Raw genomic sequence first — 15,280 nt, 5'->3', positions numbered from 1 at the left:
ATCACGTCCGTCACGAAATCAAGGGATTGCCACACCCGAAAAATTTATATTAAACAGGAATGCCACCCGGCTATTAGTATAGAAGCGGGTGGCATTTTTAACAGTTCAGTTCGGAATAGTTGCCGCAGGTTTTTCATTTGGCTAGTAGTGCATGGTATACAATACATCATTGAGACCTAGTGGCTTAGGAGCACTCAAGAAGAATACATTGGTGAACTACTCGGCCATAAATGACCGAGCTTCTGGGAACACGAAGTAGTATTTAGGATGTTATATCAGTATTCTGAAAACCTAACTTACAGAACTTCGTTCTTTTACCATGGCTAGTCCCTAACCAACGGCTTTTAATCCTTTATGGAGAATATTAACTGCCGCATTAATATCCCGATCATGGTGAGTACCGCATTGCGGACAGGTCCATTCCCGAACTGCTAAAGGTTTCGGCCCGCTATGGTACCCACAATTGGAACAGATTTGACTGGTATAGTTGGGCTTGACGACAATCAGCCGTTTACCATACCAGGCGCATTTATATTCCAACATGGCCCTAAACGTGTACCAGCTAGCATTGGCAATGGCTTTAGCTAAGTGGTGGTTGTGTTGCAGATTCTTGGTTTTCAAATCTTCAATAACAATCACGTCATACTACTTAACTAAACTAGTGGTTAGCTTATGCAAGTAGTCTTTGCGCCTATTAGCGATCTTCAGCTGGTAACGTGCTTTTTGAACTCTGGCCCGTTGCCAGTTTTGATAATCAGCCAGTTCTTTTTTAAGGGTCTTATGGTTATAGTTCCATTGACGTACGGCTACTTCAGCCCGGTGCCGCCGTTGACTGTACTTGCTCTGCCACTGTATGGCTTGTTTCTCTAACCACTTGGCATTGAATGTTTGATACTTAATGCCGTCAGAACTGATCACTAAATCGGCGATACCCACATCGAGGCCAACGGCCTTGCCTGTTTTGGGTAAAGCCTGCGGTGCTGGTGATTCAACTTGTAGTGACAGGTAATAACGCCCAGTTGGCTCATAGCTGACTGTGTAGCGTTTAATAATCTTTTTTACTAAAAAGTAAAAAAGCTTCCCAACTACCAGCAGCAGTTTGGGGAGCCGTTTTGGATTATTGATTCTAACTTAGGCAGCCTTGTGGTGAATGTTGTGAGCACTGTGGGTGTTCGTTAAGTTCCGGTAGCCGAAGTAGAACTGAATAGCAGCGACAGCGATGTTGACCCAATTCATGGTGATGAACCAGCCGTCAATTCCGCTGGCGTCGTGGGTAACACCGTAGTATACCCAGAATCCAATTACAATTGCACAAACATTAATCCAAGCGAAGGTCTTTTGTAACGTTTGATCATCGAGCTTGAACCACATCCATACCACATTGACGACAAACCAAATGGCTAAAACCCAAAATACAAAGTTAAACATAAGACACCCCTCCTTAGAGTTTGCATTGTGACAACGGATCAATGATTTTCCTCATCGATCACCCTTATTGTAGGTCAGTATCGGGCCGTCGTTAAGCATTGTGTATTGATAAATGGCCAGTTAATGGACATGCTGGGGTAATTAGTTAGTGAATGGGAATATGAAGATAGCCGTTCCTTTTTGGCACATAAGATGGAGACTGTTCACGCAACTAAAGTGGTTGTTTTCCTAAAGGAAATTAAGTATAATACTATATACAATATAATATAAGACGAAGGAGGAGGATAAAATGAAAATTCAGATCACCGCGGACCTGCTGGATGGGATTGTGCTGGCCATTCTCAAACAGGATGACTATTACGGCTATGCACTGACCCAGCGCGTTCAGGAGGTCATCACGGTCTCAGAGTCAACGATGTACCCAGTACTGCGCCGGCTGAAGCGGGATGGCTTTGTGACCACCTACGACCAGCCTTACCAGGGACGTAACCGCCGTTACTATCAGATTACCGCTGACGGGGAAGCCCACCTGGAGCGGGTGCGGAAACTCTGGAATGACTATAAGAACAGCCTCGATCAATTATTCAATCCAACGGGGGAGGGAAATGAAAATGAATGAGCGTGAGAAGTACATCAGTGACCTGGCCAGCTACCTCAGCCCGCTGACGACGGCAGAGCGCCAGGATGCGCTGGAGTTTTACGACGAGTTTATTGCTGACGGGGGACTGGACAGCCGGCAGGCCATTGAGAAGCGTCTCGGGACCCCGCGGCAATTGAGCCGGAAGATCTTGGTGGACTACTCGATCAAGGCCAACGACCAGTCGAAGAAGGCGGGCCGCCCGGCTAGTCCTCATTCCAGCTGGCGGGTTTTCTGGTGGGTGTTGGTCGCCATCATCACCTCGCCGCTGACCTTTGGCATTGGCCTGGTGGCGGTGGTCACCCTGATTGCCCTGGCAGCCTGCCTGTTTGGGGTGATTATTGGGGCCCTGGCCCTGGTAGCCTCACTGGCAGTGGCTGCCATTGCCGCTTTGTATGTGGGCATTGGTCTTATCGCCACGGAACCGCTGACTGGTCTCTTCTACGGCGGGATTGGATTAAGTGCCATCGGGAGCTTCATGGTCTGCCTGCCGCTATTGTACTGGCTAGTGCGCCTGTTGGCTCAGGCAATTGCCAACTTTGCTAAGTTTGTTTACCGGAAGATCCAGTCCAGAAGGGAGGAAGCCTGATGATGAAACGGATGTTTAAGATCGGCTGGCTGGTCTTAGTGGTCGGCCTAGTTGCTCTCATGGTCGGTTACCTGAATCATGGTGACCGGGACGTTGATTTTCACAACGGGCGGCCGCAGGTTCAGCGCCAGGCCAGCTGGCGGCTGACCAACCGTCGCTTTGATAAGGTTAACCTGGACGTGACGACCGCCAATGTGCGGATCAAGCGCGGGGCCGCCTTTCGGGTGAGCTACCATGGCTTGACCAAGAATAAGCCGCTTGTGGTGAAGAAGGGGCAGACTCTGGTAATCAAGCAGTCGACTAGCAGCGGCGGCTTCTTCTTCAATGTCAACGGCTTTGATGACCAGCTGACGATTACGCTGCCTCGCGATGCCCAGATCACCGGGGGCACGATCAAGCTGGGCAGCGGCGATCTCGATGTTGACGGGGTCGACCTGACTAATACTAAAATTGATGTGGCCAGCGGGGACGTTGACCTGACTAACCTAGTCCTTAATGGGGGCCAGGCCGAACTGAATTCGGGTGACTTCACGGCCCACCAGCTGCGAGTCAACGGCTACTACCGGGTCAACAATGATTCTGGTGATAACGAGGTCCATACCGCTGGCATCGATGGCTACCGGCTGCAGACCACCAGTGGCGACAATGCTGTCAATGGTCGTGACCGGGACCAGGACACGGTTGAAGATAACATGACCGCTAATAATACCCTGGAGCTGATCACCCAGTCCGGTGATAACGAATTTGATAACTAATAAAAGCAGGTGCCTAGCGGGGTACCTGCTTTTATTAGTTATCGATCTTTTACGTTCTCAGTATTTTTAACAGTAGTGGACGAACCCTGCTGCTTCAGGGTTTCAGCAATCTCCTTGAGGTACTGTACCTCGGCACTCGGCACCTCTTCCGGTGCTTCTTCCTTCTTGCTCCGGAAGTGGTTGACCCCCTTGACCAGGAGGAAGACAACAAAGGCGATGATCAGGAAGTTGATCACGGCGTTCAGGAACGCGCCGACCTTGAACTGGGCCGCGCCGACGGTAAAGACGATGTTGGAGAGGTCGATCTTCCCGATGAAGAGCCCGATCAGGGGGTTGATTAGGTAGGCGACCAGGTCCTTGACGATGGTGGTGAATGCGGACCCGACGATGATCCCGACGGCCATGTCCATCACGTTTCCGCGGGCGATAAATTCTTTGAACTCTTTGAGCATATAAGCCTCCTTCATTGATGTTTACCTTAATTTTATCAGATCCGGGGAAGCAAAATGGCGGGGGAAGACGGACTTAAAAAATTCTTAAGATAACTAAAAGCGCCGCCCGGCAACTGCCAGGCGGCGTTCTTATAATCAAATTGAATTGTCATTACTTGTCTTCAACACCGGTACCGTCGTAGCAGCGTTCAAGGAGTTCCTTGAGTTGGCTGACCAGTGGTTCAACCGGGTTGGTAGTAGTACATTGATCTTCGTAAGCCAGGACGGCGAGTTCGTCAACGACCTTGTCGAATTGTTCACGGGTAACCCCGTTGTCCTTCAAGCTTAACTTAACACCACATTCATGAGCCACTTCGATGTACTTCTTAGCGTAGGCTTCAGCCAGCTCTTCGTCTGAGTTCCCCTGTAGGCCGATGAACCGTGCCAGGTCGGCGTAGTCCTTGGTTGCGTGGTAAGTCTCGTAGTGTGGCCAGAGGGCAAGCTTTTGCGGCCGCTTAGCGTTGAAGCGGATTACCTGCGGCATTGCGATGGCGATCAGCAGACCGTGAGGAAGACCGAACGCACCACCCATCTTGTGGGCCAGTGAGTGGGTGATTCCCAGGAAGGCTTGACCGAATGCCATTCCGGCCATCGTGGAGAAGTCGTGCATCTTCCGCCGGGCGAGCTTGTCACCACGGACAGACTTTGGCAGGTATTCCATCGCACCCTTGACGGTCTGCATTGACCAACCACGGGTGTAGTCAGTTGCCATTACGGAAACGTATGATTCAGTGGCATGGCAGATAACGTCCAGACCAGTGTAAGCCGTGGTCTTGGCTGGGACCGTTTCAACGAATTGGGAGTCCACGATCGCGATGTTTGGTGTCAGGGCGTAGTCGGCCAGTGGGTACTTAACGTGGGTCTTGGAGTCGGTGATAACGGCGAATGGCGTTACTTCAGAACCAGTCCCAGAAGTGGTTGGGATCCCGATCATTTGGGCCTTAACCGGCTTCTTGATCTGGTAAGCACGCTTCCGGATATCGAGGTACTTCTGCATGACACCGTACCAGGAAGTCTCTGGGTGCTCGTAGAACATCCACATTGCCTTGGCAGCGTCCATTGGTGAACCACCACCGAGGGCGATGATAGTGTCCGGCTTGAAGTCGTTCATCATTGCAACACCCTTTTCAACGGTGTTTGTTGATGGATCTTCTTCAACGTCATCGAATACCAGGTAAGCAGTCCGGTTTTGACGAAGCCGCAGTTGATCGATTACCCGTTGAACGTAACCCCGCTTGCTCATCCCTGGGCCGGTAACGATGAAGGCCCGTTCAATGTTTGGGATATCCCGCAATTCTTTTAGTGAGTTCCGTTGAAAGTATACTTTTGGGGGGATCTTGACCCATTGACGGTTCTCCCGCCGCTTAGCGATTACCTTGATGTTCAAGAGATCCCAGTCGGTAACATTATGGGAAACAGAGTTACCACCGTAGGAACCAGTCCCCAGGGTCAGGGAAGGCGTCATGTTGTTGTAGATGTTACCAATCCCACCGATACCGGATGGGGAGTTAACAATGATCCGGGATGCCCGCATCTCCAGACCGTACTTGGTAACCAGGTCGTCATCCAGGGTGTGGATGGCAGCCGTGTGACCTTCACCACCGTAGTGCAGCAGTTGACGGCAGATGTCAAAGGCGTTTTCACGGGAGCTTGCCCGGTACATCGTCAGCACTGGTGAAAGCTTTTCAGCAGAAAGCGGGTACTTGTCACCGACACCGTCGTATTCAGCGATCAGAACCTTGGTGTTGGCTGGGACGTTCTTCAGACCACACATCTCAGCGATGGCGTTAGCAGAACGACCGGCGATTGGTCCCCGGACCTGGTGACGTTCAGGGTCAATGAAGCCGTCAGTGAAGGTCTTGATTTCGTTTGGCTTGATGAAGTAGCAGTTCCACTTCTTGAATTCTTCCTTAACTTGGTCGTAGATTTCATCGTCAACTACGACGGAGTTTTCGGAAGCACAGATCATCCCGTTATCGAAGGTCTTGGAAAGCACGATGTCGTAGATGGAACGGGCAATGTTAGCAGACTTTTCGATGTAAGCCGGACCGTTACCAGGACCAACCCCTAATGCTGGGTTACCAGAACTGTAGGCAGCCTTAACCATGGCGGGACCACCAGTTGCCAGAATAGTGGCGGTGTTCGGGTTTTGGATCAGGGCCGTCGTTGCTTCGATGCTGCATTGTGGGATCCATTGAATCATGTTCTTTGGTGCCCCAGCTTTTTCAGCGGCTTCCTGCAGGATCTTAGCAGTCTTGATGGAAGATTGCAGTGCTTGCGGGTGGAAGGAGAAGATGATCGTGTTCCGCGTCTTAGCAGAGATGATGGACTTGAAGATCGTGGTGGACGTTGGGTTAGTAACCGGAACGATCCCGGCGATGACCCCCAGCGGGTCCGCGATGGTGACGGTTTGGTCCTCATCGTTGTCTTCGATGATGCCGACCGTCTTGTCGTGGCGGATGTTGTTCCAGATGTATTCACTGGCGTAGATGTTCTTGATTGCCTTATCTTCGGCAACCCCACGGCCAGTTTCCTTAGCGGCGTCAACGGCTAAGTCCATGTGGTGTTCTTCGGCAGCCAGGGCCATTGCTTGACAGATCTTATCAACTTGTTCTTGTGAATAGTATCTTAATTTCTCAAAGGCAGCCAAGCTCTTTTTCATCAGGTCATCGACCATGGCTTGAGCTTGCTGCTGCTTGGTTTCTTTAGATTCAGTAGTTTGTTTCTTTTGATTAGCCATAACAAATTGCTCCTTTGATTTTTAATAAGTTTGTTATGTTTTGAACATGATTAATAGTAATATATGCCCAGGAAGAAATCAAGCACTTTGTGACGGTTTGAACAATGGTTATGCTGGTGAATTCGCTTACATCATTATCCCGTAAAGGCGCGGCCAATTAATAAAAACATTGGTATAATTTTTGCGGCCGCAGATTGTATAAAATTTGGTTCATTCATTGCTTGAGTTAAGCTTCACATAAGCGGATATAAAAAAGCCCCGCCAGCTTGGCAATCAGCTGGCGGGGCTCGTCTAATTATTCACGTGAGTTCTTATCTTTACCGGCGTTAGGGTCTTTGATGTTGTAGTCATCGTCACTCATCGCTTCCACCTCACCAAGGCGGTAGCCATTACCGACCTGGCTGAAGAAGTCGTGGTTAGAGGTCGAGGTTGAAATCCCGTTCATGACCACCGGGTTAACATCAGCCGCAGTGTCGGGGAAGAGCGGTTCCTGACCGAGGTTCATCAGGGCCTTGTTGGCGTTGTAACGGATGAAGGTCAAAACGTCGTTGGTCCAGCCAACCTGGTCGTAGAGGAGGTGGGTGTAGTCCTCCTCGTTGCTGTAGAGGTCATAGAGGAAGTTGTACATCCAGTCCTTCATATCCTGTTGCTGCTTCTCGGTCCGGTCATGCATCCCTACCTGGAACTTGTAGCCAATGTAGGTACCGTGGACGGATTCGTCACGGAGGATCAGCTTGATGATTTCAGCCACGTTATTCAGCTTATTGTGCCCCAGGTAGTAGAGTGGGGTGTAGAAGCCGGAGTAGAAGAGGAAGGTTTCCAAGAAGACGTTGGCGACCTTCTTCTTCAATGGGTCTTCTTCAGGGTCAAGGTACATGTTGGCGATCCGTGTCGCCTTGTTTTGCAGGTACTCCTCAGAGTCTGACCACTTGAAGATTTCCTCAATCTCGTCAGGGGTGTTCAGAGTGGAGAAAATGGTGGAGTAACTCTTAGCGTGGACCGATTCCATGAATTGGATGTTGTTCAAGACGGCGGTCTCATGCTGGGTCTTGACATCTTGCTTCAAGGCGGTCATGCCGGCCTCGGATTGAACGGTGTCCAGGAGGGTTAAGCCCCCGAAGACATGACTGACGGTCCAACGGTGATCATCGTCGAGTTCCCGCCAGTCGTCAAGGTCGTTGGAAACAGGAATCCGGGTGTCCAACCAGAATTGCTCGGTCAGCTTTTCCCAGGTTGCCTTGTCGATCATGTCGGAAACCTCGTTCCAATTGATCGCCTTGTAACTCTCTAGCGGCTTAAATTTTTCTTCAAACTTCATTATATGTATGGGACTCCTTTATCGTAATTCAACAAGTATCGTACTAGCGTTCTTAAGTTTAACAAGTGCCCGGTAGCGAATCAAATGACACAGCTTTCGCACTGGTTGGCACCAATCTCGTCGTTGTCATCGGTAAAGGTCCGGATGTAGTAGATCGACTTGATTCCCTTCTTGTAGGCGTAGTGCCGCAGGAGGTTGAGGTCCCGGGTCGTCATCTTGTTAGTCCGGCCGGCCTTCCAGTCGTAGAGACCATCTGGGATGGTGGACCGCATGAAGAGGGTCAGGGACATGGATTGGTCAACGTGCTGCTGGGCGGCAGCGTACGTGTCGATGACCTTGCGCATGTCCATGTCGTAGGCGGACTTGTAGTACGGCATGGTGTCGTTGGACAGGTACGGTGCCGGGTAGTAGATCTTCCCAATCATCTTTTCTTGCCGTTCCTCGATCCGGTTGACGATGGGGGTCAGGCTGGCTGTCGAGTCGTTGATGTAGGCCGTCGAACCGTTCGGAGCCACGGCTAGGCGGTAGGCGTTGTAGAGGCCGTCTTTCATGACTTGATCGCGGAGCTTCTTCCAGTCATCCGGACCAGGGAGGAAGATCCCGTTAAAGAGGTCCTTGACGACATCGGATTGCGGCCGCCAGTCCTTGTTGACGTACTTATCGAAGTAGGAACCGTCGGCGTAGGCACTCTTGTCGAAATCATGAAAGGACTCGCCCCGCTCCTTGGCGATTTCGTTGGAGGTGACCAAAGACCAGTAGTTCAGCAGCATGAAGTAGACCCCGGTAAATTCGATGGCCACCGGACTGCCGTATTGAATGTGGTTCTTGGCCAGGTAGCCGTGCAATCCCATGGCCCCCAGACCGATGGAATGGGTGAGGTCGTTACCGTGCTTAATGGTTGGAACGGTGTCGATCTGCTCAACGTCGCTGATCCGGGTCAAGCCGCGGACCATGGCCCGGACAGACCTGCCAAAGTCGGGGCTGTCCATCATGTTGGCGATGTTGGTCGAACCGAGGTTACAGCTGATGTCCTGACCCAGCTTGGTGTAAGTCTGGTCATCGTTGACCCGGGATGGCACCTGCACCTGGGCGATTTCGGAGCAGAGGTTGCTCATGACGATCTTACCGTCAATCGGGTTGGCGCGGTTGACCGTGTCGATGTTGATGATGTATGGGTAGCCGGATTCCTGCTGGAGCTTGCTGATCTCATCTTCCAGGTCACGGGCGTTGAGCTTCTTCTTGTGGATCTCGTCGTTGGCGACCATGTTGTCGTATTCCTTCGTGATGTCCACGTAGGAGAACGGCACGCCATAGACGCGTTCAACGTCGTAGGGACTGAAGAGGTACATATCCTTGTTGGCTTCGACCAGCTCATAGAACTTGTCCGGAACGGTGACCCCTAGGGAGAGGGTCTTTAGGCGAATCTTTTCGTCGGCGTTTTCCTTCTTGGCCCCCAGGAATTCGATGATGTCGGGGTGGAAGACGCTCAGGTAGACCACGCCGGCCCCTTGCCGCTGGCCTAATTGGTTAGAATAGGAGAAGCTATCTTCGAGGAGCTTCATGACCGGGACAACCCCGCTGGCAGCCCCCTTGATCTTCTTGATTGGGGACCCGGCTTCCCGGAGGTTGGAGAGGTTAATGCCGACCCCGCCGCCAATCTTGGAGAGCTGAAGAGCGGAGTTAATCGTCCGGCCGATGGTGTTCATGTCATCAGTCGTCTGGATGGCAAAGCAGGAGATGAACTCGCCCCGGCGCTTGCGGCCCACGTTCAAAAAGGTTGGTGTTGCGGGCTGGTAGCGCTGATGAATGATCTCATCAGCCAGGTCCATGGCCAGGTCCTGGTCGCTGTCAGCCAGGTAGAGGGCGTTCATGGCGACCCGGTCAATGTAGTTCTCCAGGTAGTATTCCTTGTCGTTGGTCCGCAGGGCATATTGGGCGTAGAACTTGTAGGCGGCCATGAAAGAGTGGAAGTGGAAGTTTTGCGTCTTGAGGTAGTCGTACATTTTCTCAATAAACTTCAGGCTATACTTATCCATGAAGCCGCGTTCGATGTAGTCGTGATCCTCCAGCCAGGTGAACCGCTCCTTTAATGAAGAAAAACGCTTGGTGTTGGGCTTAACGTTGTGCTCGATGAAGTCTGTCAGGGCTTCTTTATCCTTATCGAGTTGAATCTGCCCGTTGCGGGGGATGTTCACCTCATTGTTAAGATCGAAGTAACGAACTTTTGTCAGGTCAATGTCAGATAATGCCATGTTGGTGTGCTCGCTTTCTAATTGCTGTTGGTGACAATAAATAAGCCAGGAAGAAGGGGGCGAATCGCGCTTTTCTGCCTGGCTGGTTAGTAGCTTTCAACGACTATGCTAATTGTTGAAGACGGTCTGGACGGAAGCCGGAAAATGCGTTACCGTTAGGAAGCTTCACAACCGGAGTGGCCATGAAACCCTCGGCCTTCAGCTTAGCGACGTATTCGGGCTGTTCGTCAATGTTGTATTCAACAAAGTCAATCTTGTGTTGCGTTAAGAACTTCTTGGTCATCTTGCATTGGATGCAATTATGCTTAGAAAAGACGGTTACCATGATAATCTCCCCTTACTAAAGTTATCGTTTGCTGATGCTTTCTAGTATAGCGGGAAAAATGGAAAAATCAATTAAAAATACCATATATTGTGTCACACAAATTAGTGAAACACGATATATGGTAATGATGACGGCGATTAACTTTGTGAAACTTTTTGGGTGATCAGGTGATCACTAGGTAAAACTCAATTAACTATTATACACTGGAAATAGCGAAAAGTGTTTTGATTTTATGGAGAAATTTTATGACAGAGAAAACTCATGAAAAGTACATGCGGGCGGCCATCGCGGAAGCCCACCAGGCAGAGATCTTAGGGGAGGTCCCGATTGGCGCCGTGGTGGTTCACGATGGGCAGATCATCGGCCGGGGGCACAATATGCGCGAGCAGTTCCAGGACGTGACCTACCATGCGGAGATCCTGGCGATCATGGAGGCGTGCACGAACCTGGGCAGCTGGCGGCTGGAGGACTGCGACCTCTACGTCACCCTGGAACCGTGCATCATGTGCAGCGGGGCCATCGTCAATGCCCGGATCAAAAATGTCTACTACGGTGCTAAGGACCCCAAGGCCGGGGCCGTGGACAGCCTTTATCACTTATTGAGTGATCAGCGACTGAACCACCAGGTCAATGTCGAAAGCGGCCTGCTGGGAGCGGAGTGCAGCCAAATGCTGAAGGATTTCTTCCGGGCAATTCGGAAGAAGAAAAAGCTGGCCCGTAAAAAACGTCGGTCAAAGGACTAGCATTTCACGGCGAAGTAGTGTACTATAAATATTGCCGCAAGGCCTTAGAGCAAGGTTGCACTTACGAACCGTGTCAGGTCCGGAAGGAAGCAGCACTAAGTATGAAGCAGCTTGTGCTCTAAGTTTTATTGATAATCAACTCAAGGTCCATAGCGAGATTTTTCTCGTTGTGGGCCTCTTTAATTATAAATTGCCAAACAAATTGGTAACAAATTGCTGGGGAAAACTTGTATAATATTTACTAGCACTTTGTTATCAGAAAGGAAGGTTAGCGTGAGTTATCAGGCTTTATACCGGGTTTGGCGGCCCCAGCGCTTTGACGAGCTGGTCGGCCAACAGATTGTTACCCAGACCTTAAAGAACGCAATCATTACTAATCAGATCAGTCACGCCTACCTCTTTGCAGGCCCCCGGGGAACGGGGAAGACCTCGGCCGCTAAGATTTTTGCCAAGGCGGTCAACTGTCACCATTCCAAGGATGGCGAGCCCTGCAACCAGTGTGAGATCTGTCAAGCGATCACCAAGGGACAGCTTAACGATGTGATTGAAATCGATGCGGCCTCCAACAACGGGGTCGAAGAGATCAGAGATATTCGGGATAAGGCCAAGTATGCGCCGACCCAGGCTGACTACAAGGTCTACATCATCGACGAAGTTCACATGCTCTCGACCGGGGCTTTCAACGCCCTGCTGAAGACCCTGGAGGAACCGCCGGCAAACGTCATCTTTATTCTGGCGACGACTGAGCCGCACAAGATCCCGCTGACGATCATCTCGCGGGTTCAGCGCTTTGACTTTCACCGCATCAGTGCCCAGGACGCCTTTGACCGGATGAAGTACATCCTGGACCAGAAGAATGTCGACTACGAGGAGAAGGCCCTCTGGGTGATTGCCAACGCTGCCGAGGGGGGAATGCGGGATGCCTTAAGTATCCTGGATCAGGTTCTTTCCTTCAGTGACAACGAGGTCAAGCTTGACGACGCCCTCCTGGTGACCGGCAGCGTGACCAAGCAGCTGCTGAAGAAGTACTTCTTGGAGCTGGCCCACCACGAGAGCGCCCAGGCCCTTGATACGATGAAGGATATCCTGGCCGAGGGGAAGGATGGTCAACGCTTCATTGAAGACCTGATTTCCTTTATCCGCGATGTCCTTCTCTACCAGGAATCACCGGACCTGATCAGCGTGGCCGCTACTGGCCTCAAGGACGAGGATTTCAAAGAACTCAGTGCGGCGGTTTCAGCTGCCAGCCTCTACCAGATGATCGACGAACTCAATGACATTCAAGAGGAGATGCGGTTTACTACCCACCCGGATGTCTACCTGGAGGTCTTGACAGTTAAACTCTGCCAGATCAAGGATGGGGGGACTGCGGCGGCCCCGCAGCCGGCTCCGGCCCAAGCAGCGCAGCCGAACCTGGCCGCCAACACGACGATCAAACAGTTGCAGCAGGAGATTCAGCAGTTGCAGCAGACGGTTCAGCAACTGCGGGCCAATGGTGCCGGCCCAGCCAAGAAGCCGGCCCAGCCGCGGGTCAAACAGCGGAAGGTCCAGGTCAACCTGGGGCAGATCTACCCGGTCCTCGGGGCAGCTACTAGGAAAGACCTGGTCAACCTCCAGAACCTGTGGGGAGATATGCTTAATCATCTGACAGTTCCCCAGCGTTCGCTGCTCCACGTCTCCAAACCGGTGGCGGCGAGTGCCACCGGGGTGATTGTCGCCTTTAACTACGCTTTCCTCTTCCAGGAGGCCACGACGGACGACAACCTGATCACGGCGATGGAGAGTGCCCTGCAACAGCTGATGGGCAGCGATTACAAGGTGGTCTTTGTACCGCAGGACAAGTGGCCGCAAATCAGGAAGAACTACATTAAGGAGCACGGCCTTGGTCACCGGAAGCACGCTGCCTCGTCTTCACCGGCATCGACGCAACCGCAGCCGCATCAAACGGCGGCCCCGGCACCGCAGGATAAGGCAGCCACGGCGCCAACATCTCCGGCCCTGGCCGAACCGCCCCTGCCTGAGGAACCGCCGGTCGAAGATGATGAGGGGAATGTAGTTTCACCGGCAGACCAGTCGACAGACAGTCAGGACCCCGTCACGGCAGCCAAGCAGCTTTTTGGCGATGATATTGTTAAAATAGAAGATAATTAAATGTAAAGGATGGATAGAAAAATGATGCGTGGAATGAATATGCAACAGATGATGAAGCAGGCCAAGGCAATGCAAAAGAAAATGATGGCCGAGCACGAAGAACTTGCCAAGCAGGAATTCGTCGGCAAGGCCCCCGATGACATGGTGACGGCAACCTTCACCGGCGACAACAAGCTGGTGGACCTGAAGATCAATAAGGAAGCCGTTGACCCTGACGACATCGACATGCTCCAGGACCTGGTTGTGGCTGCCATCAATGACGGCATGACCAAGGTCAACGAGGCAACGCAGCAGACCCTCGGCAAGTACACCCGGGGGATGGGGATGTAATGCAGTACCCAGAACCACTTGCCAAGCTGATCGAAAGCTACACCAAGCTGCCGGGAATCGGGCAGAAGACGGCGACCCGGCTGGCCTTCTATACTCTTGGGATGGAAGAAGACGACGTGACCAACTTCGCCAAGTCCCTCCTGTCGGCTAAGCGGGACCTGCACAGCTGCAGCATCTGCGGCAACATCACCGAGGACGATCCTTGCCCGATCTGCCGGGACAAGACCCGAGACCGCTCCAAGATCCTGGTGGTTGAACAGTCCCAGGACATCATGGCCATGGAACGGATGCACGAGTACCACGGGCTCTACCACGTCCTGCAGGGGGTTATTTCCCCCGTTGCCGGGACTGGTCCCGAGGATATTAACATTACCAGCCTCCTGAAACGTCTGCAGAAGAGCGATGAGGTCAAGGAAGTCATCATCGCCACCAACGCTTCCTCGGACGGGGAACTGACGGCCGGCTACCTGGCCAAGCTGATCAAGCCGGCGGGCATCAAGGTTACCCGCCTGGCGCACGGTCTGTCAGTGGGTGCTGATATCGACTATGCCGACGAGATGACCCTGTTCAAGGCGGTGCAAGGACGAACGGAGATGTAGAAGATGTTATTCAGACGGCAGCCAAAACATGAGGTAGAAAAGAAACGCAACCAGCGGCTCCTGGCGACAATTTACGAAACCAAGGCCAGCTGGGACCACGCTCGGGAGACCGAGCGGGCGGTCTATGAGGCCAACGTCAGCAGCGAGCTTCAGGATCGGGCCCACCTGCAAGAGCAGAAGTACCTGTACCTGTACCGGATTGCCCGCCGCTATCACGTTCACGGCCAACTCAACCAGGGCATTGTCAGCCAATAGAAAGGAAACGAAGAATGAGTGGAAAGTTTATCTCTTTTGAGGGACCCGATGGCGCCGGCAAGACAAGCGTGATGCGCCAGATCAAGGCAGACCTGGAGGAGCAATTTGGAGCCGACCGGGTGATGTATACGCGCGAACCTGGCGGTAACCACATTTCGGAGCAGATTCGCCGCGTGCTCTTTAATGCCGATAACACCGACATGGATGCCCGGACGGAGGCTCTCCTGTTCGCTGCGGCCCGTCGCCAGCACATTGTTTCAGAAATCCTGCCGGCATTGCAGGAGGACAAGGTGATCCTGTGTGACCGCTACGTCGATAGTTCGATTGCCTATCAGGGGGCGGGCCGGCATCTGGGTGAGCAGGAAATCTGGCAGCTGAATCGGTTTGCCATCGATGGCCTTCTCCCAGAACTGACTGTTTACCTGGATGTGCCATCAGAAGTGGGCTTGCGGCGGATTGCTGAGCACCGGTCTGACCAGGTCAACCGCCTGGATAAGGAGAAGCTGGCCTTCCACCACCTGGTTCGTCACTCCTTTTTGCGCCTGCAGCAGGCCCATCCGGACCGGATCAAGCTGGTGGATGCCAGCCAGCCGCTCGCCAAAGTGGTGGCCGACGTCAAGCAGGTAATCAACGCCCGTTATCCAGAACTTTTTAACTAATTGCAGAG

At 52.2% G+C, this 15,280-nt stretch carries 15 protein-coding genes, 1 other RNA gene and 1 pseudogene; 10 read left to right on the top strand and 7 right to left on the bottom strand.

Annotation, left to right across the window (positions count from 1 at the left end; all coding sequences use genetic code 11):
- Positions 1-330 precede the first annotated feature (330 nt).
- A pseudogene (locus tag QOS10_RS04570) lies at positions 331-1,110 on the bottom strand (RNA-guided endonuclease TnpB family protein); the annotation flags it as partial.
- 21 nt (positions 1,111-1,131) lie between these two features.
- The gene (locus QOS10_RS04565; RefSeq protein WP_283594039.1) at positions 1,132-1,428 is read right to left on the bottom strand and encodes a hypothetical protein; all 297 of its coding nucleotides are present in this window, start codon (positions 1,426-1,428) and stop codon (positions 1,132-1,134) included.
- A 289-nt stretch (positions 1,429-1,717) separates the two neighbouring features.
- Between QOS10_RS04565 and QOS10_RS04560 the strand changes: the two genes are divergently transcribed.
- Genes QOS10_RS04560 through QOS10_RS04550 form a run of 3 tightly spaced genes read left to right on the top strand, consistent with a single transcriptional unit; the run spans position 1,718 to position 3,409 of the window.
- A complete protein-coding gene (locus tag QOS10_RS04560; RefSeq protein ID WP_283594037.1) occupies positions 1,718-2,047 on the top strand; it encodes a PadR family transcriptional regulator in 330 nt (109 codons plus the stop codon).
- Positions 2,040-2,654, top strand: a complete 615-nt coding sequence (locus tag QOS10_RS04555) for a DUF1700 domain-containing protein (RefSeq protein ID WP_283594035.1) — start codon at positions 2,040-2,042, stop codon at positions 2,652-2,654. The genes QOS10_RS04560 and QOS10_RS04555 overlap by 8 nt, the downstream gene beginning before the upstream one ends.
- 2 nt (positions 2,655-2,656) lie before the next feature.
- On the top strand, positions 2,657-3,409 hold the full coding sequence (locus QOS10_RS04550) for a DUF4097 family beta strand repeat-containing protein (RefSeq protein ID WP_283594033.1): 753 nt from the start codon (positions 2,657-2,659) through the stop codon (positions 3,407-3,409).
- Positions 3,410-3,447: 38 nt separating this feature from the next.
- On the opposite strand, the gene mscL is transcribed toward QOS10_RS04550, so the two are convergent.
- The 5 genes from mscL to nrdH form a co-directional block, all read right to left on the bottom strand.
- Positions 3,448-3,861 (bottom strand): large-conductance mechanosensitive channel protein MscL, encoded by a 414-nt coding sequence (mscL, locus tag QOS10_RS04545; RefSeq protein ID WP_283594032.1) that lies wholly within the window; start codon positions 3,859-3,861, stop codon positions 3,448-3,450.
- 151 nt (positions 3,862-4,012) lie between these two features.
- A complete protein-coding gene (adhE, locus tag QOS10_RS04540) occupies positions 4,013-6,640 on the bottom strand; it encodes a bifunctional acetaldehyde-CoA/alcohol dehydrogenase (RefSeq protein WP_283594031.1) in 2,628 nt (875 codons plus the stop codon).
- Between the two features lie 295 nt (positions 6,641-6,935).
- Positions 6,936-7,958, bottom strand: coding sequence for a class 1b ribonucleoside-diphosphate reductase subunit beta (nrdF, locus tag QOS10_RS04535; RefSeq protein WP_283594029.1), 1,023 nt, complete (start codon positions 7,956-7,958; stop codon positions 6,936-6,938).
- Between the two features lie 80 nt (positions 7,959-8,038).
- Entirely contained in the window at positions 8,039-10,210 is a 2,172-nt protein-coding gene (nrdE, locus tag QOS10_RS04530) for a class 1b ribonucleoside-diphosphate reductase subunit alpha (RefSeq protein ID WP_283594027.1), read from the bottom strand.
- A gap of 103 nt (positions 10,211-10,313) precedes the next feature.
- Positions 10,314-10,535, bottom strand: a complete 222-nt coding sequence (gene nrdH, locus QOS10_RS04525) for a glutaredoxin-like protein NrdH (RefSeq protein WP_283594024.1) — start codon at positions 10,533-10,535, stop codon at positions 10,314-10,316.
- A 245-nt stretch (positions 10,536-10,780) separates the two neighbouring features.
- On the opposite strand from nrdH, the gene tadA reads away from it, so the two are divergent.
- The 7 genes from tadA (at position 10,781) to tmk (ending at position 15,272) form a co-directional block, all read left to right on the top strand.
- Positions 10,781-11,278: a tRNA adenosine(34) deaminase TadA gene (tadA, locus tag QOS10_RS04520; RefSeq protein ID WP_283594021.1), complete on the top strand. Its 498-nt coding sequence runs from the start codon at positions 10,781-10,783 to the stop codon at positions 11,276-11,278.
- A gap of 35 nt (positions 11,279-11,313) precedes the next feature.
- Positions 11,314-11,411, top strand: an RNA gene (ffs, locus tag QOS10_RS04515) — signal recognition particle sRNA small type.
- A 140-nt stretch (positions 11,412-11,551) separates the two neighbouring features.
- On the top strand, positions 11,552-13,429 hold the full coding sequence (gene dnaX, locus QOS10_RS04510) for a DNA polymerase III subunit gamma/tau (RefSeq protein ID WP_283594020.1): 1,878 nt from the start codon (positions 11,552-11,554) through the stop codon (positions 13,427-13,429).
- A gap of 21 nt (positions 13,430-13,450) precedes the next feature.
- Positions 13,451-13,759: a YbaB/EbfC family nucleoid-associated protein gene (locus QOS10_RS04505; protein ID WP_283594017.1), complete on the top strand. Its 309-nt coding sequence runs from the start codon at positions 13,451-13,453 to the stop codon at positions 13,757-13,759.
- Positions 13,759-14,358, top strand: a complete 600-nt coding sequence (gene recR, locus QOS10_RS04500) for a recombination mediator RecR (protein WP_283594016.1) — start codon at positions 13,759-13,761, stop codon at positions 14,356-14,358. Before QOS10_RS04505 ends, recR begins: the two co-directional genes overlap by 1 nt.
- 3 nt (positions 14,359-14,361) lie before the next feature.
- The gene (locus tag QOS10_RS04495) at positions 14,362-14,613 is read left to right on the top strand and encodes a YaaL family protein (protein ID WP_283594014.1); all 252 of its coding nucleotides are present in this window, start codon (positions 14,362-14,364) and stop codon (positions 14,611-14,613) included.
- Between the two features lie 14 nt (positions 14,614-14,627).
- Positions 14,628-15,272: a dTMP kinase gene (gene tmk / locus QOS10_RS04490; RefSeq protein ID WP_283594012.1), complete on the top strand. Its 645-nt coding sequence runs from the start codon at positions 14,628-14,630 to the stop codon at positions 15,270-15,272.
- The last annotated feature ends 8 nt before the right edge of the window (positions 15,273-15,280 follow it).

Origin of the sequence: Limosilactobacillus galli (genome assembly GCF_947381495.1) — a bacterium.
GTDB lineage: Bacteria > Bacillota > Bacilli > Lactobacillales > Lactobacillaceae > Limosilactobacillus > Limosilactobacillus galli.
This window is presented reverse-complemented; position numbering and strand designations above follow the sequence as displayed.